Source organism: Mammaliicoccus sp. P-M59 (genome assembly GCF_022386135.1).
Lineage (GTDB): Bacteria > Bacillota > Bacilli > Staphylococcales > Staphylococcaceae > Mammaliicoccus > Mammaliicoccus sciuri_A.
Genome location: NZ_JAJNJJ010000005.1, coordinates 20750 through 41670 on the forward strand (window position 1 = coordinate 20750; position 20921 = coordinate 41670).

Genomic DNA, 20921 nt, shown 5'->3' on the forward strand with positions numbered 1-20921 from the left:
CCAACTTTCAACTATTTTATTACAGATGTTAGTCTTTAATTATATAAAAAATCCTCTTACATATTTTATACGTAAGAGGATTATATATAACTCATTTTTAATTTCATTTATAATACAATCAAAATTTTACTGGTTCTAGTAATTCAATGATTTCACCGTTTGGACCTTCAATAATTGCATTTACGACTTCAACTACTGGCTGACCTAATGATAATGATTCATATGCGTTAAGTATTTTAACGTTATTGTGCTTTAAATGAGCTACTACTTCTTTTATCGAATCTACTGTTAACGCAAAGTGTAATACATGCCCATGTATATTCTCATTCTGTTTCTTAAGTTTGTTGCCCTCACGTGGAACGCTCGCATATTTATCAAATACTTCAATATATGTTTGTCCATCTAACGAACGTAGCATACATGCTTCTTTAATATGGTATTCTTCTAAACTCCAATGATGGGCTTTTTTAAATTGTAGTAAATTTGTATAAAACGAAATCGTTTCTTCATAATTTTCTGCCATAATAGCAATATGTGCTAATCCAAACACCTTCATTTCCATCCCTCCTAAATAAAAGTATAATAGTTGAAAATACTGTATTACATGATATAAATAAAGTATATTCACTTAAAACTTTATTTAATAAGGAGTTATTCATTTGGATAATACTGATAAATTATTAATCACACTTTTAAAAGAAAATGGCCGATTATCTTATAAACAGCTTTCACAAATGGTTCATCTATCACAACCTGCTGTAAAAGAGCGTATCGAAAAATTATTAGACACTAATATTATTTCAAAATTCACTATTGAAACAGGACGTCTAAAAAACCAAATATCAGCTTTTATACACATCAAAACAAGCAAGTGTAACGAACTAGAGGAAATCTTAAACAGTCTGAAGAATGTTGAGAAGGTGTATCGCATGGCAGGCTATTATAACTACTGTGTAGAAGTTCAATGTGAGAGCCACAACCATTTGTTAGATATACAAAAGTCATTAAGACCTTTTGGACCTTCGCAATTACATATCATTACCGAACGCCTTTAACTTAAATTTCGAGATGTAAGCTTAAACTTTTTATTACTTTCCTAATGAGTTCATTCATTTTTTGTCAGTAATTTCTGTCCTATTTTTACTTTTATTTAAATTATCGAGATAGTATGTTGTAATTTTATATTCTAGCAAAATCTAAATGTAGCATGAGAGTATATAAAAAAGTCAAACTATCACTTCCATCAATTCTCATATCATACACTAATTAAGCAAGTGCATTATTAACTACTCTTGCATTTTGATCTAAAGTACTGATAATCTATATACAAATTTATCTTCAAGTTGAATAGTAATTATCTAATAAATCCACCTTCACTATTAATAATCTGTCCTGTAATCCAAGAGCCTCTATCAGAAAGTAAGAAAGCAATTAGATTTGCTGTATCTTGTGGCATACTCAATCTCCCAAATGGAAAATTAGTATCAATCCAATCTTGCAAATCGTAGTCATCTAAATAACCTGTATTGGTTACACCTGGATTTATTGCATTCACAGTAATATTTTTAGTAGCCAAATCATGTGCTAATGATTTTACAATTTCAACCAGTGCTCCTTTGGATAATGCATAGCTTATCTCATTGGGCATAGGTCCTAGGCTTTGACCTGAAGTCATAAAAATGATTTTGCCTTTTTCTTTTTGAATATGTTGTTCAACAAATAATTTAGATAGTAATATACTGGACTTCGTATTAATTTGCCAATGTTTCTCTAAGTTTTCTGCTGTTGTTTCTAATAAATAACCATCATAACCTGAAAGTGCATGATTACATATTAGAAAATCAACCGGTCCATTTTGTTTAAAGAATGATTGAACATCGGCAATGTATTTATCATTCTCAAAATTGGCATGTATATGCTTGAAGCTTGCGCCTTCTATAATATGTTCTTGTATATCTTTTTTAGCGCTCTCAATTGATGTTGGTTGTTCTTCTGTTTCAAAATATTGAATATATACTGATGCCCCTTGCTTTGCACATTCCAATGCAACTGTATATCCAATACCACTTTTCTTGCCTACACCAGTAATAAAAACACACTTATTCTTCAAAGGTAAATTTTCTACAGTCATTACTCTATTTCCTCCTCTTTAGTTATATTTTAGTACTAACAATTTAGTCCGTTTCTCAGTGCAGTAATAGATTCATCAATCGCCTTTTTACTAATATTAGCTTCTGGTACCATTGCTTCGAATTCGTGATATCCTCCTGGATACAAATGAAATTCTACAGGCACGCCCGCTTCTGTTAAGACTTGCACATAATTCATTGTCTCATCTCTAAATGGATCTAACGACCCTACTGTAGTATATGTAGGAGGTAAGTTACTAAAATCTGTTTCATGCATCGGTGAAGCATATTTCGGAATCTCTCCCTCTACCCCTTTTAAATACATTGACCATGCAAATCTATTAAGTGCTTTACTCCATACACGTTGATCTTTAAATTCATTACTAGAATATGTTGAACAAGAAGCATCAATCATAGGAAATAATGGCATTTGAAATTTAATTTTTGGTCCCTTACGATCTCTTGCCAATAATGTTAAAGCAGCTGTTAAGCCACCACCTGTACTTCCACCAACTACTGCAAGCCGTTCAATATCAACATTCAAATTCTCTGAGTGATTTACAATCCATTGAAGTGCCAGGTAACAATCGTTTATTGCAGCTGGATAAGGATTTTCAGGTGCAAGTCGATAATCTACTGAGACCACAACACAATCCACATCCTCAACGTATTTCGCACACTTAGCATCATTACCTTCAACTGAACCAAACATATAACCTCCACCATGAATGAATAGCACGACTGGCAACTTCCCTTTCTGATCCACTGGCGAATATACTTTCAATCTAATCTGTATATCGTCATCATGCGCAGCATAATATTCCTTTTGGGTAATTTTTTCATCAGTATAAGGTTTTAATAACATTTTATTAGCAGAACGAATAGAAGGTAATCTCTCTTCAGTCAAATTCATAGGTTTTAAATTCTTAAATGTATCTAATAATTCTTTATGTACCTTACTTTCCATCTAACTTACCTCCACTAATTTACAATACTTCGATTCCATTTCTTCCAAAACTCATTTTTTAGACTACTTAATAACAGTCCTACTTATTTGTGTTGTAAGAATATTGGGAAGTTTTTTATTCGAACTTACACATTTCTCATACTTTAAATTAAGATAGAAATATTTTAATATGTTGTCTCCCTGAATTTTAAACTCTTGTTTTGAACACCAAAATTATACGAGCATTAATTCAATCCTTCATAGCATCATAATGAGCTTTATCTACATCTTCAATATACCTCATCAAAAATTTTGCTGAACCAATTACATCTATTGCTCTGTATGGTTTATGTGACAATACATTTATAATTGTTAAAAATGATCCTAACTTTATTTTTTTGTTATTACTCATTTCATTGCCTGTCATTTTTCTATAAACTTCTTCAATTTCTGGTTGGTTTGATTTCTGAGCTAGGTCACTATTTTTTAACTTAAAACTTAAAAATTCTTCAAACACTCTTCTAATGCTATTTATTGAATGATAGTAATAGCAATCTTCCTCAACTATGTCCTTTTGACTTTTTCTCGATAACTCGTAAATCTCTTGAAATAACTTTTTATAAGGCGTCTTTACTTTCTTAAATTTTTCTAAAAAACTAGTTCCCTGATGATCTTTGTACACTTCATAAAAATTATGATTTTCCCCTTTTAATCTATAAGTTATATCACAAAAGTCATTCCAAGAATGGGTAAATATAAATATTTGATTAAATTTGCTTTTAAGTACTTTTTTAATTAATTCTAAAACGTAAAATCTATTTGCTTCGTCGAAGCTATTAATAGGATCATCAATGATTAGCGTAGTAATGTTACTTTTAATGGTTTCTTGTTTCTCATCCTCAAAAAGTTCAAAATAAAAAAATAAAAATGCTATTAGATTTTTCTCTCCTTCACTTATATCTTTTATATTTAGTGATATATTTTCTAAATCATGATAAAGATAATAATTTTGTGTAGTTTCATCAGATTTCAACCTAATATGTAAATTAATACTTTCAAATACATCATTTAAGTAAATTTTAAAATCATTATAACCCGATTGATTTTCATGTAATTTCGATATTTTTGCATTAATTTCCTCATTTAGTTGTTCTTGGTTCTTACATTCATTTTCTTCATATTGAATACTTGAAAGTTCTTCTCTTATAGTTTGATTCTCTAATATTTCTAAACTTATAGAGCCAGTAACTATTACATTTATATTTTCTATTTTTTTATTTAATTCTTTTAATTTTATTTTCTTCTTTTCCTTACATTCCTCTTCAATTTCAGATAATCTGCTTATTAATGTAATGTAATCATCAGAAGGAAATTTAAGATTGTCATTCTCCATATTTCCTAATTTTTGTTTTAAAATTCTCTTAATTTCATCAATTGAGTCTCCCAAACTTTCTTCTTCTGACTTTTGGACCCCTAATTCATTAACAAATATATCAATATTAGATAAATATTGTTCATAATTATCCGACAATTGTTCAATTGATTTTTCGACATCTTTAAGATAATCAAAATCTTTTTTCTTTTCATTTAATAAATATATTTCTATTTTTTCTTTAATCAAATTATAATTTAAATTGTTTCCACAAAATTTACATATACTCTCTTCAGCATTATGCAATTCTAAACCATTACGCAACCAATCTATAACTTCAAAACTAGGAATTTTTATATCTGTATAATTATTTTGTAAAATCTTTGTTAATCTATCTACATTATAATTTTCAATTTTTAGGCTTGGAATCATAACTTCATAAATGCTATTATATTTATGATTAAGTGTTTCATCATTCGCTACAAAATTTCTTATACTTTCTATATTAGGCTCTATTTTTTTAGCATCTTTTAAATTTTTTTCATAAATAGCTATTACTTCTTCTATACTTTTACTTGATGATTTTAATGATATTTTAAGATTCCCTTTTCTTGACTTATGTATTTCGTTTATTAGTTCTCTTAACTTCCTTCTCTTCTCAACTAGTAACTTTTTAGTATCCGTCATATCAACAACTTCATTTTTCAGCTTGATTATTTTATTTTCAATTTCTACATTTTTTGTACCAAATGTTGCTTTTACCCCCTTAAATTTATTGGAATCTTCTAGTAAAAGAAGTTCATGAATATAATCAGTGTAAAAATACCTCAAGCTATCTGGATTATTTTCTTCTATTATTTCTTTAATACCTCTAGCTAATGAAGTTTTTCCCCTCCCATTAACTCCGTATATTATATTTATAGCATTGAATTTTAATTCTTCTTTCATACTGTAATTTTTAAAAGACTTTTTTGAAAAATCAGTAATTAATTCCAACATTATATTCCCCTTTTGTATAATATATTCACATCACCATTATGATGTTATATTTTATTTTTTTGCTGTTTTATCACCATATTGAATTTATACTATATTAATAGTTACTCCATTTTTAGTTTTATTTGTGATAAGCTTCTGCTTATCAGTTGATGATGCGGTTTTTAAGTAATAAGTTCATTAAAAAAATAATTGGCTTATTATGAACAACTAACAGAATTGATTCCAATTATACTACTTCACAATTTATATAGTAATCTTCAATAGATATGATTTTTAATTTTAAATTATTAACTACAATCACCTCATAATAATGGCTTTCTTCGCCTGTTAAATTACCTACATAGAAAGCTGGTGTTCCTTTTTTTACTTTTACCCGTAATTTGTAACCTTCTTCTCTTGATTCGTACCCTTTTATTAATGAAGTGTGTAAAATTCCAAGTTCAAACAAATCTACTCCATTTAAGTTTTTAGCATTTTTCTCCATTAATTTGTATATCCGAGGACTAACCGTTCTATAAGTAGTTATATCCTCTTTTACTTTATATTTATCAAATACCTCTAGAATTTCTTTGTGATCATTAGTACCACTTCTTAAATCTTCATTTATTTTTTCCCCACTACTAGCTAATATATATTCTTCAGTTGGTTGGCCGTTTCTACGTGTTTCAGTCTCATATTCAAGTACTCTATCTACATAACTATGTATATTTTCATGGGATAAATTACTATTGTCCCACTTTTCACCGACACGGCAAAAATAGCCTTTTTGTTTTAAATACCATTTTTTTAATCTAAACACAACTTAAAACCTCTCTAATTAATTATTATCTATAAATATTGTCCGTCGAATACTATTTCTTTAAAGAATCTACAGCTTTAAAAAACATTGATACGTTGTACTCAATATTGTTATGCTTTGTTTTTTTTCTAGGATAGTAGTAATTCTTATAATAATCAATTTTAGCTTCTAACATATTCTGTTCAATAGACAAAGTCGCGATTGATAATTCTTCTTTCAACGCATTTCCAAATCTTTCAATCTGTTCTTTTACATATCTGTACTTTTTAATGGATTCCTCTATCAGTTTAATTCTTTTTTGATTATCTGATTCTTTTTCGCATTCATCCACAATACGCCTAATAATATATAACCTAACAGTCGGTAATCTTATATCTATAAGTAAAATAATGACATATGATTGAATAAATGCGTTCAATCCTTCTTCAAATTCATGGCCAGTTTTCTTTTGTCCTTTAAATGCCTTCAAATATAATTCTATTAAATAAAATAATTCATTTAAAAAAGCCCATGCATATTCCTTTTCTAAAGCAACATAACTAATTAATTGATTAGTAAGATTATAATACTGAATCTCATTATGTAAATATTCCCAATGCTTCTCCATCTTTGTATATGATATTTTTCCTCCTAACCGTACATACTCATTTTCTTTTTTGGATCGATTATAGAGAATATTTGGCTTTGTAACCAATCTTTTTTGCGTCTTGTTTATATCTGCTAATGCTTTTGAGGTAATAGATGGGTCATAACTCAAATGTTCATCTACTTTCTTTATCGCAAGTAGTGATTTTAATTGTTCTTCATTTATAAATGGTTTAAGTTTAAATTCATTGTTTTGACTATTGATATACGTCATAGTATTTAAATTTCTATAAATTTTATTCATACTTCTAAATTCTGAGTCATCTAACAAATAATCAAAATTAGGGTTAAAGTGTTTTTGTATAAATGAAACTCTATGCATCTTTTGGTGTTCATTTAAATCGCTTAAACTTCTTAATAACAATAAGTCTTCATAAACCTCACCTGATATATCAAACTTTAGACAATCTACTAAACTGCCATACTTGTCAATAATTTCTTCTATCGTAGGTATCATATATACCCCCCTCCCTATTTTTTGTTCCGCGTCTAATTAAAATGCTTCATTTATGCTTATTATAGCAATCAACCATTGAGGTGTTAAGCATCTACAGTATTGATTGACTAATAAGACTTATTTGGAGGAACTTATGATGAAAGAAAAAGAATTTTATACACTAAAACGTGCTGTTACAAGCATCGCATTTAATTTACCTGTAGGCACCATGTTTATGTATCACGATTTGAATGTGAGGGCTAATGTTTTGTGCTCGACTGAAATTCAACAAGATGTTGGTCGTTGGTTTGCACATTTTGTAAAATATACACCTAACCTTCCATTCATTGTAGTTGGAAAAAAAGGTTCATCTTTGCTCTACCTTAAAACTGCACCAAATCCGATGAATCATCAAAATAACTGGAAAGGTGGTAACAACTAATGACTAACATCATCTTTAGTGAATATCCATACTGGCTTACTGAAGATTCATGGTATGAAGTTATACCACCGAAAGGTAAAAATGATCAGCAAAAGTCCATACGCTTATCTAGTCCAATTTTAATTAAAAACAAGTTTCTTGACCCCAAATCTGGGGTTGAGAAACTAGTTATTTCCAACGGACAAAATATTGAACGTATTGAAACATCAGATATTTTAACATCGCAAAAGTTACCTTCACTAATCATGTATGGCTTCAGCATCAATGAGAAGTACATTAAATCATTAAGCAATGCACTACAATTAATGCGCCAATCACTGCCTCTGTCATCGTTGTATACGGGTGTCGGTGTGTTAAATACTGATAAAGGTGTCGTCATTTCATTAGATGAACCATATCTTTCAAAAGAAATTACACAGTCGCAGGCGGATGAAATCATTTGTGAAACACAGTACGATCTACAACCTAAAGGCACTTTTGAAGACTGGTGGCAAATGTATCTTGATGAAGTAAAAGGAAACTTGTTACTCGAACTTGCTGTAGTGTTTGGTATTTCTTCATTAGTAACTGCGTTTTTAAAAACAAAACATGAGGTTGAATTCGCAGGTACGATTTTCTCATTTACGGGAAATTCAAGCACGGGTAAATCAACTGCAGCGGCTTTAGGAGTCTCAATAACCGGCAACCCTACTAAAGGTAGTAATACGCTGTTTAGATCATGGAATGGCACTAGAAACGCGCTTGAAGGATATCTAAGTAACAACTATGGTGTACCTATTGTATTGGACGAACTGTCATCTGCAACCTTTAAAGATACAACTGGTTTGCTCTATTCAATTGCCGAAGGTCAAGGAAGACAACGTTCTAATATACACGGAGAAGTCAAGTCACTAAAAAACTGGGGAACCTCAGTAATTAGTACTGCCGAACACAGTATTTTCAATAATAGTGCACGTAATGATGGTTTGAATGTACGTACCATTGAAATATCTGAAGCTTTTACAACTAACGCTGACAACGCAGATACTATTAAAAAAGCAACATCAGCTAATTATGGTCATATCATGCCATTAGTAGCTGAATATCTACTCAATCGTGAACAAGAAGTCATTAAATGGTTCCAAAATGAGCACCTAAGGTTCAAAACTCAACTAGAAAAGGAAACCAGCAATACAGGAATTCGGATGTTCAAACGCTATGCAACCATTACAACATCAGCACGTATATTGGAACGTGTCATTGCCACACCTGTTGATTTGAATGCTGTAAGGGACTATCTTATTAACTATCATTTAGATTCTGTTAGTGAGCGAAGCCTAGCTGATAAAGCAATTGAAGTCATTGTCCAATTTGTAGCACAAAATCGTGGTAAGTTTTCTGACGACACTAGGTTATCAACGCTTATTGAAAATTATGGAATGATTTCACTTGAAGATGATCATATCCAGGTGAAAATGATTGCCTCGGTTTTTAAAAATATGTTAAAAGAACATAATTTCCAAGATACAAATAATGTCATTGATGCACTGAGGGATAAAGATTACATCCAGTCAGACGCCAATCGTAAAACAACAAAACGTAGTGTCAAAGACAAAGAAGGCAAACCAAAAACCATCGTATTTTATCATCTTAAGCTTGATAAATCATACGCTCCTATTTTTGGTCTATCTGAAAAAAGTAAATTCAATATACCCTTATCATTTATCTCTGAACACCAACATCCAATACTACGAGACATGATTTCAAAAGCAAGAGAATGGGATAAAAACGGTGATATTGACTTTTAAAGCTTAAAATATGTTATTAAATAAATTTGCTACAACACCTATTTAAAGGTGTTGTAGCACAAATATTAAATCAATGGAGGAATTGTACTATGAATACAGTAGCACTAGCTCACGAAATTGAAGATGAAAGATTTGAATACTTAGAAAGCACACCCCTAGATACTGTGAAGGAATGCTGTAAACAAGAAGGTCGTCAAATAAGTAACACTTACACTGAGGAGTACAAGTTAATAAATGACATTTTGGAGAAAGTAATCAAACCTACGTCCATTGTTGCATATGGAGAATATGAAGATTACATTCATTTAAAAAAATTTGCTCAAAGAAGAATATCGAATTCGTTACTACTTTTGAGATGCAACTAAAGAATTGTTGTTAATACTATGAATAATGAGGTGATATACATGGACGAATTAATCATACTATTAGCCGATCTGGTTATTGAAGAAATCAATCACGCTGATGACTAATAATACCGCCCAACACCCGACTGGTGTTGGGCTTATCTATAATTTCGTTCATAAATATATATTATCTCTTTGAAAGGAGGAAATACTATGAAACGAGCCATTGGTTATTTGCGCCAAAGTACAACGAAACAACAATCACTCCCAGCTCAAAAGCAAGCAATAGAATTATTAGCTCCAAAGCACAATATTCAAAATATCCAATACATTAGTGATAAGCAATCAGGCAGAACAGATAATCGAACAGGCTATCAACAAGTCACCGAACGCATCCAACAAAGACAATGTGACGTATTATGTTGTTATCGCTTGAATCGACTTCATCGCAACTTGAAAAATGCATTAAAACTCATGAAACTCTGTCAAAAATATCATGTTCATATTCTAAGTGTTCATGATGGCTATTTTGATATGGATAAAGCGTTTGATCGCCTAAAACTCAATATATTCATGAGTCTGGCTGAACTTGAATCCGATAATATTGGAGAACAAGTCAAAAATGGACTTAGAGAAAAGGCAAAACAAGGTAAACTCATAACGACCCATGCGCCTTTCGGTTATCACTATCAAAATGGTACTTTCATCATTAATAATGATGAATCACCTACCGTCAAAGCTGTATTCAATTATTATCTTCAAGGATATGGCTACAAGAAGATTGCACAATATTTAGAAGACGATAATAAACTTATTACCCGCAAGCCTTATCAGGTACGAAATATAATTATGAACCCAAATTATTGTGGTCGTGTCATCAATCAATATGGTCAATATAACAATATGGTACCACCTATTGTTTCGGCAACGAAATATGAACATGCTCAAGCAATCCGTAATAAGAAGCAACTTCACTGTATACCTTCAGAGAATCAGCTGAAACAAAAGATCAAATGTCCTTGTTGTGACTCAACACTGACAAATATGACAATAAGAAAAAAACATACATTGCGATATTATATTTGTCCTAAAAATATGAATGAATCTCGCTTTGTCTGTTCATTCAAAGGAATAAATGCACAAAAATTAGAAGTTCAAGTCTTAGCTACATGTCAGAACTTCTTTCAAAACCAACAGCTCTATTCAAAAATTAATAATGCAATTCATCAACGCCTCAAAAAACAAAGAGTGATAGAAGCTAAAAGTACGCTAACTCAAGAACAACTGATAGATAAACTTGCCAAAGGTATGATTGATGCTGAATCATTCAGAAAACAGACTCATTTGATGAATCAAAAGCACAAAACCATATCCTCCATAAGTGATAATCAGTTACAAACATCACTACAAAAGGTTATACAGAAAAGTTTCACGTTAAACATGCTGCATCCCTATATTGATGAAATTCGCATTACAAAAAATAAAGCCCTTGTTGGGATCTATTTCAAAAATGAACCATTGAACATTGTGAACCAAACCTCGCAATCATCGATTGCTTAATCAGAAAGGATGAAAAAATCATGCAACAACTCAAACAAAAACGTGTCGGTATCTATGTTCGTGTATCAACGGAAATCCAAAGTACTGAAGGCTATAGTATCGATGGACAAATCAATCAAATTCGAGAATATTGTGATTTCAATAACTTTGTTGTTGTAGATGTATACGCGGATAGAGGTATCTCTGGAAAATCTATGAACCGACCAGAACTACAACGTTTGTTAAAAGATGCGAACGAAGGTCAGATTGATTCTGTTATGGTCTACAAAACAAACCGACTAGCACGTAACACTTCTGACTTACTCAAAATTGTTGAAGACCTTCATCGTCAAAATGTCGAATTCTTCAGCTTATCTGAGCGTATGGAAGTCAATACAAGCAGTGGTAAATTGATGCTACAAATTCTAGCGAGTTTTTCAGAATTTGAAAGAAATAATATTGTCGAAAATGTATTCATGGGTCAAACCCGACGCGCTCAAGAAGGCTATTATCAAGGCAATTTGCCGCTGGGCTATGACAAAATACCGGATAGCAAGCATGAACTCATGATAAACCAACATGAAGCGAATATTGTCAAATATATATTTGAGTCATATGCTAAAGGCCACGGATATCGTAAAATTGCGAATGCACTCAATCACAAAGGATACGTGACTAAAAAAGGAAAGCCTTTCAGTATTGGTTCAGTGACCTATATCTTATCTAATCCATTCTATGTTGGTAAAATTCAATTCGCAAAGTACAAAGATTGGAATGAAAAGCGTCGTAAAGGGCTGAATGATAAACCAATAATAGCTGAAGGTAAGCATTCCCCTATTATTATTCAAGACTTATGGGATAAAGTCCAATTACGTAAAAAACAAGTCAGTCAAAAACCTCAAGTCCACGGTAAAGGAACTAATCTATTAACAGGTATCGTTCATTGTCCACAATGTGGTGCACCAATGGCAGCTAGTAACACAACGAACACATTGAAAGATGGTACCAAGAAGCGAATACGTTATTATTCTTGCAGTAACTTCCGAAACAAAGGCTCAAAAGTATGTTCTGCGAATAGCGTTAGAGCTGATGTGATTGAGAAATACGTCATGGATCAAATACTCGAAATTGTCAAAAGTGATAAAGTCATTAACCAAGTCTTAGAACGTGTCAATCAAGAAAATAAAGTCGATATTGGTGCATTGAACCACGATATCGCTTATAAACAACAACAATACGATGAAGTCAGCGGGAAACTCCATAATTTAGTTAAAACCATTGAAGATAATCCGGACCTAACATCTGCATTGAAAGCAACTATTCATCAATATGAAACACAACTCAATGACATTACAAATCAAATGAATCAACTCAAACAGCAACAAAATCAAGAGAAACTATCTTATGATACGAAACAAATCGCTGCCCTATTACAACGAATATTTCAAAATATAGAATCAATGGATAAAGCACAACTCAAAGCATTATATCTTACAGTCATTGACCGTATTGATATTCGTAAAGACGGTAATCATAAAAAACAGTTCTACGTTACACTAAAACTCAATAATGAAATTATTAAACAACTTTTCAATAATACCCCTCTCGACGAAGTGCTCCTCAGCACTTCGTCTTTATTTTTGCCTCAAACGCTCTTTCTTCAAATCTAATATCTATGTACTGTCCTTTCGTCATTCAATAACACCCATCTAACGAATCTTTTCAACATACTAACAAGTCACAACTCAATGTGAAGCTTATATTGTATGACGAAAGAACATCCCAAAATAAAATATGAACGGGATAGCAATGGGATTTGATAAATACATGTAGGATAAGGATTACGCAAGCGTAATCCCGAAATCCCATTATTATTTATAAATAAATAATATAAAAAGAAAAAGTAAGTCGTACTGACACCACCAAATCCAAATGATATATAAATATATCGCTATATTTCCTGAGAAATGAGCGGGATAATGGGATTTCCTTGTCATATCAACAATTGTGATAATTTTCTATTGGGATATTTTCTTAATAACAATGGGATTCACAAACGAAACAAAATTTTTTTGAAGCATATATTATCTATATGGTGTATTACATGTATACATCAAAAACATTATAGGAGGTCATAACCATGACACTAGAAAAACAACTCAAAGAGTATATAACTAACTTATTCAATCTGCCAAAGGACGAAAAATGGGAATGTGAATCTATCGATGAAGTGGCAGATAATATCCTTCCTGATCAATATATCAGACTTGGTCCGCTTACCAACAAAATCCTTCATACGTATACTTACTACTCTGACACACTTCATGAAAGGCATATATACCCCTTTATCCTCTACTATCAAAAACAACTTATTGCGATTGGTTATATTGATGAAACAAACGATATGGACTTCTTATATCTTCATAACACAGTTATGCCACTACTAGATCAAAGACACTTACTTGAAAAGGAGAATTATAATAATGAATAAATGGATACACATAGCTCAGATAAGCGTCACAGTCATTACAGAAGTTATTACAATAATGAAAGATATAGAAAAGGAGAAATGAGCATGAAACGTTATATTACACGTAGTATTGCCAATTACTTGCCAGCAATGTTGCAGCAACAGTTATGGAAACTTGTAGCGCAACGCGAAAACGAACAATTCAAGGAACTAGAAGAGATTGATTACTTTCATATATTCCAGTTCAATATGCATAATAGTCAATTATATATCAAACATAAGCAAGAACGTCCAGAGTACGTAAAAATTCATAAGGCAAATTATTCAAAAGCTATCAATATTAATAAGGTCTACATTATCCGAGAAGATGATGTAGACCTTTCTTATTACGTCATGTTGTTACCTGAAGAATATTAAATAAAGGAGTTAGATAAAATGAAATCAATCAAAAGTGTATTAGAAACTGAAGCGATATTTAGTCAGGATAAAATGCATCGTTATCTTCTCAAGAAAACTTGGGATATTGATAAAGAAGTACTTACAATTATAACGATGTATCCTCATTATGATGGTGTTATCAACGTTGACCTTACAACACAACTTATTGTCAATAAAGTAGCTGAAAAAGATGAATATGGTGGCGTTAATTTTATAAATCTTTTTTCAAATATTGATACCCCCATTAATTTAAAACATATCGAAAACAGCCATGACAAGCACACGGATATTCACATTATGAAAGCTGTCAAAGAAGCCGATAGTGTTTTATTGGCTTGGGGTTCCTACGGAAAAAAACCTCTTGTGGAAAATCGAGTGAATGAAGTATTAGACATGTTAAAACCTCACAGTAAGAAAATCAGTATATTAACAAATCCTCAAACAAATGAAATCATGCATCCATTAAATCCATACGCTAGAAAGGCATGGACAATTAAACCATTAAAGGAGACTAAATAGAATGAATCAAACATGGAAAGAAGTATACCAATATTTAATGCATCAACCACACATCGATGTTATTAAAGGCATTATCGCCTTTTCATCAAACAAAAAAAATAATTCAGAATTAGATGAGCTATATTCCATTTATATGAATGATGATTCTATCACATCCATTGTTCACCCTGACTTAATAGAAAGTATAGAGCTTATCCATAATGAGTAGAAAAAGAATAGATGTTGTCAAAGTCCAAATGGTTAAAGAAGATACACTTTGGTATTTAAAAAGACGTATTGAAGAACCAAAAGACGCTGCTGATATTATGCGTGACTTCATAGGAAATGCTGACCGAGAACACTTCATTTTAATTTGCTTGAATAGCAAAAATGAACCTACACATATTGAAACCGTCTCTATAGGAACCATTAATTTTGCGGTTATACATCCTCGAGAAATATTTAAAACAGCCATATTAAGTAACGCAACGGGTATGATTATTGGCCATAACCACCCAAGTGGAGACATATTAACCATAGTATAATAAATAATAGTAGTTAAAGTAGTTCAGGAGGAGATGTTAAAGGGAGATTTTACTTTAAATAAAAATTAACAAGGTTTATAATTTGTAGTACTTAAAGTGTTTAAAGAGGGGGGCGCGTGTGAGGGTTCAAAGGATAGAAGTGGAGAATAAGCCGTATCCATTGTATTTATTACTAGATAAAGAATACCAGCTAAATGAATGCTTCTAGTAAAAGGAAAATTATCAGTCAGAGTGAGATCAGCAAAAAAATAGCTGTAATGAATGAAGAAATGCAAGGGTTTTGGGCTAATAATAGTTGGGATATAAGAAAATGTCCACATCCTTCTGCCATAGAATTAAGTAAGAATCCTGCTTTAAGAAATCGTTGGGTTCGTTTTGAACGTGTTAAAAATCTGTGGTTAAGAACAGAATTGAAATATTTTTATTTTTACCATTTAAACAATGGAATATGGAATGCAAAAACTGTCTGGATTAGAAAAGGAACAGTAATTAATAAAATGTTGGATTTTTTAGATTTAAAGTATCCCAGCATTACTTCAATTACTGATGTTCCTATTGATAAAGCAATGACGGAGTATAGAACATATTTGACAAAACAGGGTGTTAGAATTACCACCACTAATTATAAGATTACTGCTAATCAAGAAAAAACACCTGTAAAAGCTAATTCTTACTATGTTACTAATCTTAAACAATTTATTGAGTTTTATGAGGATTTTTATTTTGATGGAGAGGAGTGGGATAAAGACGTTTGGGATAGACGAAACTTACCTTTGCCAGATGATAAGGTTAACCCAACACAATATGAATATACAATTAACTTTAAAGGGTTTCGGAATACATATTTTAAACAGCTTGTAAAAAGATATTGTAAGTTAAGATTGAACATGGATAGCTTTTCCTATGTAAGTGATATTGCCCAAAAACTTAAAGAGTTCTTTAATTTTCTGGACATAAAGTTTAAACACGTTCAGAGAGTACACCAATTAACGAGAGTGGAAATTGAAGCATATTTAAGTGAACTAAACATGATGGGGATAAAACCTAGTACAATAACTGGGAGGATCTCTATATTGGAAGGACTATTTAGTACCCTTCATAGGCTAGAATGGGATGATGTTCCTTCCAAATTATTAATTTATCCCGAGGACTATCCGAAAATACCAAGAGCAAAACCTCGCTTTATAGACGAATTCGTTCTAGAGCAATTGAACAGTCATCTTGATAAATTACCCGAATATATAGCTACGATGACTATGATTGTTCAAGAATGTGGAATGAGGATAAGTGAATTGTGCACCTTGAAAAAAGGCTGTTTATTAGAGGACAAAGATGGAGATTACTTTTTAAAGTATTATCAATGGAAAATGAAAAAGGAGCATATAGTTCCAATATCTAAAGAGGTAGTTTTACTTATTAAAGTTCGGGAAGATAAAGTTTCAGAGGAATTTCCAGATAGTGAATACCTCTTTCCAAGAAAAGATGGATCGCCATTAAAACAAGAAACATTTAGAGGCGAATTAAATAAATTAGCTTATGAGCAAAATATAGTGGATAAATTAGGCGAGATTTATAGATTCCATGCCCATGCCTTTCGCCATTCAGTAGGAACAAGAATGATTAACAACGGGGTGCCCCAGCATATTGTGCAGAAATTTTTGGGACATGAAAGCCCAGAAATGACAAGCAGATACGCTCATATCTTTGATGAAACTCTAAAAAATGAATTTACTAAATTTCAAGAAAAACTGGTTACCAATAATGGAGATGTGCTCAATCTAGATGATGATAGTGAAGTCGATGATGTAGAGCTTCAATGGTTCAAGAAAAATATAAATGCACAAGTGCTTCCAAATGGTTATTGTAGATTGCCAGTAATAGCAGGTGGTTGTCCACATGCGAATGCATGCTTAGATTGCACTCACTTCTGTACCAGTAAGCAATTCTTACCACAGCACGAAGAACAGTTAGAGCGTACAGAAGAGTTATTAACCATAGCAAAGGATAAACAATGGCAAAGACAAATAGAGACTAATAGCCGTGTTAAAGAGCGTTTAGAACAAATCATTGGAAGTTTAACGGGGTAATTATCAATGAATAAACAAGTTAGAAATACAACAGAAATTGTACGTTTGGCGAAGCAGAAATCACAAAAGACAAGAGAAAAAGTAGACAAAGCGATTTCTAAATTTTCGATTGAAGGTAAAGCTATTAATTTTAATTCAATAGCAAAGGAAGCTAATGTTTCTAAATCATGGCTTTATAAGGAACACGATATTAGGCAAAGAATCGAATCCCTTCGTGAGCGTCAAATAACATCAAATGTAGTCTCAAAACCCAAGAAAAGTTCTCGTTCGGAGGAAATCCTTATAAAAACCTTAAAAAGAAGAGTTATGGAATTAGAAAAAGAAAATAAAAAATTACAGAACCAAATTCAAAAATTATATGGAGATCTGTATAATAAAGAGTAGTTTTTATTATTAATCTGTAGACAGATTGTGAAAGGATGCACTTAAACTAACGGGGCAGTTATGTTTAAGATACTTTAAAATTTGGTTAAAATCTCCGAAAGGATTGGTTTCTAACATTAGAAACCAATCCTTTTTAATATTAATTATATATCATTCAAACAATCATTTGACTATTTGTTTATAGTGGGATATATTATAATCATCAAACAAACAGTCATTTGAATAAGGAGGGTAATTATGACAAAAGATATGTGTGAAGTTACCTATATTCATGAAGATAAGGTAAACAGGGCTAAAAAAGACCTTGCTAAACAGAATCCTATGGATGTAGCGAAAGTTTTTAAGGCTCTATCAGATGATACAAGAGTTAAAATTGCTTATGTTTTGTCTTTAGAGGGAGAGTTATGTGTTTGTGATGTAGCTAATATCATTGAATCTTCAACGGCTACGGCATCCCATCATTTAAGATTATTGAAAAATTTAGGTATAGCAAAATACCGTAAAGAAGGAAAATTAGTCTATTATTCACTAGATGATGAGCATGTTAAACAGCTTGTAGAAAAAGCTTTCTTGCATCAAAGGGAGGTTGCTAGTATTGGATAGTTCAACAAAAACATTAACAGAAGATAAACAGGTTTACCGTGTGGAGGGTTTCTCGTGTGCGAATTGTGCTGGGAAGTTTGAAAAAAATGTAAAAGAACTATCAGGGGTGCATGATGCTAAAGTCAATTTCGGAGCTTCCAAAATTGATGTCTTTGGCAGTGCAACCGTTGAAGATCTGGAAAAGGCTGGTGCTTTCGAGAATCTTAAAGTGGCACCAGAGAAGGCTAGAAGAAGGGTCGAACCAGTGGTAACAGAAGATAAAAATGTTTACCGTGTGGAGGGATTTTCTTGCGCAAACTGTGCTGGGAAGTTTGAAAAAAATGTAAAACAACTAGCTGGAGTTCAGGATGCAAAAGTGAACTTTGGCGCTTCTAAAATTGATGTATATGGAAACGCATCGGTTGAAGAGCTTGAAAAAGCAGGTGCTTTCGAGAATCTTAAGGTAATTCCTGAAAAACTGGCGAATCCATCGATACAAGCGGTCAAAGAAGACACTAAGGCTCCTAAAGAAGAGAAAATACCGTTTTATAAAAAACACAGCACATTGCTGTTTGCCACATTACTGATTGCTTTTGGTTACCTTTCTCACTTTGTAAATGGAGAAGATAACCTTGTAACGTCCATGTTATTTGTAAGTTCGATTGTAATTGGCGGATATTCACTATTTAAAGTTGGTTTTCAAAATTTGATACGCTTTGATTTCGACATGAAAACCCTGATGACCGTTGCAGTTATTGGAGCTGCCATCATTGGTGAATGGGCAGAGGCATCCATTGTTGTCATTCTCTTTGCAATCAGTGAAGCACTTGAACGTTTTTCTATGGATAGAGCAAGACAGTCCATTCGTTCATTGATGGATATTGCCCCAAAAGAAGCACTTGTTAGGCGGAATGGTCAGGAAATAATGATCCATGTGGACGATATTGCCGTGGGTGATATTATGATCGTCAAACCAGGGGAGAAAATTGCCATGGATGGGATCATTATAAATGGTGTGTCGGCTGTCAACCAGGCTGCTATAACAGGAGAATCTGTCCCTGTTGCCAAAACGGTAGATGATGAAGTATTTGCAGGCACGCTTAACGAAGAGGGACTACTTGAAGTAAAAATCACCAAATACGTAGAGGATACAACTATCTCCAAGATTATTCATCTGGTTGAGGAAGCACAAGGGGAGCGCGCTCCAGCGCAAGCATTCGTAGATAAATTTGCGAAATATTATACGCCGATCATTATGGTTATTGCGGCGCTCGTTGCAGTCGTTCCACCTTTATTCTTTGGTGGAAGTTGGGATACTTGGGTTTATCAAGGATTAGCGGTACTTGTAGTTGGATGTCCGTGTGCATTAGTTATTACTACTCCAATCTCGATTGTCTCGGCAATTGGAAATGCAGCTAAAAAAGGTGTGTTGATTAAAGGCGGTGTCTATCTAGAGGAATTAGGAGCCATTAAGGCAATCGCATTTGATAAAACAGGAACACTGACAAAAGGTGTACCAGTGGTAACAGATTTTAAAGTGTTAAATGATCAAGTGGAAGAAAAAGAGCTGTTTTCCATTATTACAGCTTTAGAATATCGATCACAACATCCACTTGCTTCAGCAATAATGAAGAAAGCAGAGCAAGATAATATTACTTATTCCGATGTTAGAGTGAAGGACTTCACTTCTATTACAGGTCGGGGCATTCAAGGGAATATAGATGGAACAACCTATTACATTGGCAGTCCAAGGCTTTTTAAAGAATTAAATGTTTCCGATTTTAGCCTTGAGTTTGAAAATAAAGTGAAAGTTTTACAAAACCAAGGGAAAACGGCCATGATTATTGGAACGGACCAAACAATCCTCGGCGTGATTGCTGTAGCAGATGAGGTCCGCGAAACAAGTAAAAATGTGATTCTAAAACTTCATCAGTTAGGAATCAAGCAAACAATTATGCTGACAGGTGATAATCAAGGTACCGCAGAAGCAATCGGTGCTCATGTAGGCGTTTCTGATATTCAGTCCGAATTGTTGCCACAGGATAAGTTGGACTATATTAAAAAAATGAAAGCCGAGCATGGTAATGTAGCTATGATTGGCGATGGCGTCAATGATGCTCCTGCACTTGCTGCATCCACTGTTGGCATTGCAATGGGCGGTGCTGGAACAGATACTGCCATCGAGACAGCTGATATTGCATTAATGGGAGATGATTTAAGTAAGCTTCCATTTGCAGTAAGACTTAGCAGGAAAACGCTAAATATCATCAAAGCGAACATCACGTTTGCCATCGGAATTAAGATAATTGCCTTACTATTGGTTATTCCAGGCTGGCTAACCCTTTGGATTGCGATTCTTTCCGATATGGGAGCCACTATTTTGGTAGCATTAAATAGTTTGCGACTGATGAGAGTGAAGGATAAATAGGTACTATATGTGTGCAATTTACGGAAGGACTTTTCATTTTGAAGAAAAGTC

The 20921-nt window shown here is 32.6% G+C and carries 21 protein-coding genes and 1 pseudogene; 16 read left to right on the top strand and 6 right to left on the bottom strand.

Annotated features, from left to right (window positions below; genetic code table 11):
* Nucleotides 1–118 precede the first annotated feature (118 nt).
* Nucleotides 119–556, bottom strand: a complete 438-nt coding sequence (locus LQ617_RS08805; protein WP_069854469.1) for a VOC family protein — start codon at nt 554–556, stop codon at nt 119–121.
* A gap of 103 nt (nt 557–659) precedes the next feature.
* On the opposite strand from LQ617_RS08805, the gene LQ617_RS08810 reads away from it, so the two are divergent.
* Entirely contained in the window at nt 660–1055 is a 396-nt protein-coding gene (locus tag LQ617_RS08810; protein ID WP_070372898.1) for an Lrp/AsnC family transcriptional regulator, read from the top strand.
* A gap of 299 nt (nt 1056–1354) precedes the next feature.
* Here LQ617_RS08810 and LQ617_RS08815 read toward each other — a convergent pair whose 3' ends face one another.
* From LQ617_RS08815 to LQ617_RS08835, 5 genes are all read right to left on the bottom strand, one after another.
* Nucleotides 1355–2131, bottom strand: a complete 777-nt coding sequence (locus LQ617_RS08815) for an SDR family oxidoreductase (RefSeq protein WP_239728038.1) — start codon at nt 2129–2131, stop codon at nt 1355–1357.
* A 35-nt stretch (nt 2132–2166) separates the two neighbouring features.
* A complete protein-coding gene (locus LQ617_RS08820) occupies nt 2167–3096 on the bottom strand; it encodes an alpha/beta hydrolase (protein ID WP_239728036.1) in 930 nt (309 codons plus the stop codon).
* A 229-nt stretch (nt 3097–3325) separates the two neighbouring features.
* Nucleotides 3326–5446 carry an AAA family ATPase gene (locus tag LQ617_RS08825; RefSeq protein ID WP_239728034.1) on the bottom strand — a complete coding sequence of 707 codons (2121 nt, stop codon included), beginning with the start codon at nt 5444–5446 and terminating at the stop codon, nt 3326–3328.
* A gap of 226 nt (nt 5447–5672) precedes the next feature.
* Complete coding sequence (locus LQ617_RS08830) at nt 5673–6245, bottom strand: ADP-ribosyltransferase (protein ID WP_000489177.1); 573 nt, start codon at nt 6243–6245, stop codon at nt 5673–5675.
* Nucleotides 6246–6297: 52 nt separating this feature from the next.
* Nucleotides 6298–7347, bottom strand: a complete 1050-nt coding sequence (locus LQ617_RS08835; protein WP_000613217.1) for a hypothetical protein — start codon at nt 7345–7347, stop codon at nt 6298–6300.
* Between the two features lie 136 nt (nt 7348–7483).
* Here LQ617_RS08835 and ssb point away from each other — a divergent pair, with 136 nt between their 5' ends.
* The 15 genes and pseudogenes from ssb (at nt 7484) to LQ617_RS08905 (ending at nt 20870) form a co-directional block, all read left to right on the top strand.
* Nucleotides 7484–7768, top strand: coding sequence for a cassette chromosome ssDNA-binding protein (gene ssb, locus LQ617_RS08840; protein ID WP_000659554.1), 285 nt, complete (start codon nt 7484–7486; stop codon nt 7766–7768).
* Nucleotides 7768–9555 (top strand): cassette chromosome replicative helicase, encoded by a 1788-nt coding sequence (gene cch1 / locus LQ617_RS08845; protein ID WP_000181743.1) that lies wholly within the window; start codon nt 7768–7770, stop codon nt 9553–9555. The genes ssb and cch1 overlap by 1 nt, the downstream gene beginning before the upstream one ends.
* An 89-nt stretch (nt 9556–9644) precedes the next feature.
* Nucleotides 9645–9920, top strand: a complete 276-nt coding sequence (locus LQ617_RS08850; protein WP_001791132.1) for a hypothetical protein — start codon at nt 9645–9647, stop codon at nt 9918–9920.
* A 192-nt stretch (nt 9921–10112) separates the two neighbouring features.
* Nucleotides 10113–11459, top strand: coding sequence for a cassette chromosome recombinase CcrA (gene ccrA, locus LQ617_RS08855; RefSeq protein ID WP_000816499.1), 1347 nt, complete (start codon nt 10113–10115; stop codon nt 11457–11459).
* Between the two features lie 20 nt (nt 11460–11479).
* Nucleotides 11480–13108, top strand: coding sequence for a cassette chromosome recombinase CcrB (gene ccrB, locus LQ617_RS08860; RefSeq protein ID WP_001186596.1), 1629 nt, complete (start codon nt 11480–11482; stop codon nt 13106–13108).
* Between the two features lie 470 nt (nt 13109–13578).
* Nucleotides 13579–13929, top strand: a complete 351-nt coding sequence (locus tag LQ617_RS08865; RefSeq protein ID WP_239705862.1) for an SAUGI family uracil-DNA glycosylase inhibitor — start codon at nt 13579–13581, stop codon at nt 13927–13929.
* A gap of 84 nt (nt 13930–14013) precedes the next feature.
* Entirely contained in the window at nt 14014–14325 is a 312-nt protein-coding gene (locus LQ617_RS08870) for a DUF960 family protein (protein WP_000833212.1), read from the top strand.
* Nucleotides 14326–14343: 18 nt separating this feature from the next.
* Entirely contained in the window at nt 14344–14865 is a 522-nt protein-coding gene (locus LQ617_RS08875) for a DUF1643 domain-containing protein (protein ID WP_000836008.1), read from the top strand.
* A gap of 1 nt (nt 14866) precedes the next feature.
* Nucleotides 14867–15073 (top strand): hypothetical protein, encoded by a 207-nt coding sequence (locus LQ617_RS08880; protein ID WP_001077283.1) that lies wholly within the window; start codon nt 14867–14869, stop codon nt 15071–15073.
* Between the two features lie 28 nt (nt 15074–15101).
* Nucleotides 15102–15389: a JAB domain-containing protein gene (locus LQ617_RS08885; RefSeq protein ID WP_001824855.1), complete on the top strand. Its 288-nt coding sequence runs from the start codon at nt 15102–15104 to the stop codon at nt 15387–15389.
* A gap of 118 nt (nt 15390–15507) precedes the next feature.
* Nucleotides 15508–15588: pseudogene (locus tag LQ617_RS16150) on the top strand (site-specific integrase); the annotation flags it as partial.
* Nucleotides 15584–17476, top strand: a complete 1893-nt coding sequence (locus LQ617_RS08890; protein WP_239740195.1) for a site-specific integrase — start codon at nt 15584–15586, stop codon at nt 17474–17476. The pseudogene LQ617_RS16150 and the gene LQ617_RS08890, both read left to right, overlap by 5 nt.
* 6 nt (nt 17477–17482) lie before the next feature.
* Nucleotides 17483–17860 carry a DUF6262 family protein gene (locus LQ617_RS08895; protein WP_001041908.1) on the top strand — a complete coding sequence of 126 codons (378 nt, stop codon included), beginning with the start codon at nt 17483–17485 and terminating at the stop codon, nt 17858–17860.
* Nucleotides 17861–18097: 237 nt separating this feature from the next.
* Complete coding sequence (locus LQ617_RS08900) at nt 18098–18463, top strand: ArsR/SmtB family transcription factor (protein WP_000159127.1); 366 nt, start codon at nt 18098–18100, stop codon at nt 18461–18463.
* Nucleotides 18456–20870 carry a cadmium-translocating P-type ATPase CadA gene (locus LQ617_RS08905; RefSeq protein ID WP_000378485.1) on the top strand — a complete coding sequence of 805 codons (2415 nt, stop codon included), beginning with the start codon at nt 18456–18458 and terminating at the stop codon, nt 20868–20870. Before LQ617_RS08900 ends, LQ617_RS08905 begins: the two co-directional genes overlap by 8 nt.
* Nucleotides 20871–20921: the final 51 nt, after the last annotated feature.

What these genes read in the sequence shown, in the direction of transcription:
- LQ617_RS08805 (WP_069854469.1), bottom strand. Translation starts at nt 556, where the DNA reads ATGAAGGTGTTTGGATTAGCACATATTGCTATTATGGCAGAAAATTAT.
- LQ617_RS08815 (WP_239728038.1), bottom strand. Translation starts at nt 2,131, where the DNA reads ATGACTGTAGAAAATTTACCTTTGAAGAATAAGTGTGTTTTTATTACT.
- LQ617_RS08820 (WP_239728036.1), bottom strand. Translation starts at nt 3,096, where the DNA reads ATGGAAAGTAAGGTACATAAAGAATTATTAGATACATTTAAGAATTTA.
- LQ617_RS08825 (WP_239728034.1), bottom strand. Translation starts at nt 5,446, where the DNA reads ATGTTGGAATTAATTACTGATTTTTCAAAAAAGTCTTTTAAAAATTAC.
- LQ617_RS08835 (WP_000613217.1), bottom strand. Translation starts at nt 7,347, where the DNA reads ATGATACCTACGATAGAAGAAATTATTGACAAGTATGGCAGTTTAGTA.
- ssb (WP_000659554.1), top strand. Translation starts at nt 7,484, where the DNA reads ATGAAAGAAAAAGAATTTTATACACTAAAACGTGCTGTTACAAGCATC.
- cch1 (WP_000181743.1), top strand. Translation starts at nt 7,768, where the DNA reads ATGACTAACATCATCTTTAGTGAATATCCATACTGGCTTACTGAAGAT.
- LQ617_RS08850 (WP_001791132.1), top strand. Translation starts at nt 9,645, where the DNA reads ATGAATACAGTAGCACTAGCTCACGAAATTGAAGATGAAAGATTTGAA.
- ccrA (WP_000816499.1), top strand. Translation starts at nt 10,113, where the DNA reads ATGAAACGAGCCATTGGTTATTTGCGCCAAAGTACAACGAAACAACAA.
- ccrB (WP_001186596.1), top strand. Translation starts at nt 11,480, where the DNA reads ATGCAACAACTCAAACAAAAACGTGTCGGTATCTATGTTCGTGTATCA.
- LQ617_RS08865 (WP_239705862.1), top strand. Translation starts at nt 13,579, where the DNA reads ATGACACTAGAAAAACAACTCAAAGAGTATATAACTAACTTATTCAAT.
- LQ617_RS08870 (WP_000833212.1), top strand. Translation starts at nt 14,014, where the DNA reads ATGAAACGTTATATTACACGTAGTATTGCCAATTACTTGCCAGCAATG.
- LQ617_RS08875 (WP_000836008.1), top strand. Translation starts at nt 14,344, where the DNA reads ATGAAATCAATCAAAAGTGTATTAGAAACTGAAGCGATATTTAGTCAG.
- LQ617_RS08880 (WP_001077283.1), top strand. Translation starts at nt 14,867, where the DNA reads ATGAATCAAACATGGAAAGAAGTATACCAATATTTAATGCATCAACCA.
- LQ617_RS08885 (WP_001824855.1), top strand. Translation starts at nt 15,102, where the DNA reads ATGGTTAAAGAAGATACACTTTGGTATTTAAAAAGACGTATTGAAGAA.
- LQ617_RS08890 (WP_239740195.1), top strand. Translation starts at nt 15,584, where the DNA reads ATGAATGCTTCTAGTAAAAGGAAAATTATCAGTCAGAGTGAGATCAGC.
- LQ617_RS08895 (WP_001041908.1), top strand. Translation starts at nt 17,483, where the DNA reads ATGAATAAACAAGTTAGAAATACAACAGAAATTGTACGTTTGGCGAAG.
- LQ617_RS08900 (WP_000159127.1), top strand. Translation starts at nt 18,098, where the DNA reads ATGACAAAAGATATGTGTGAAGTTACCTATATTCATGAAGATAAGGTA.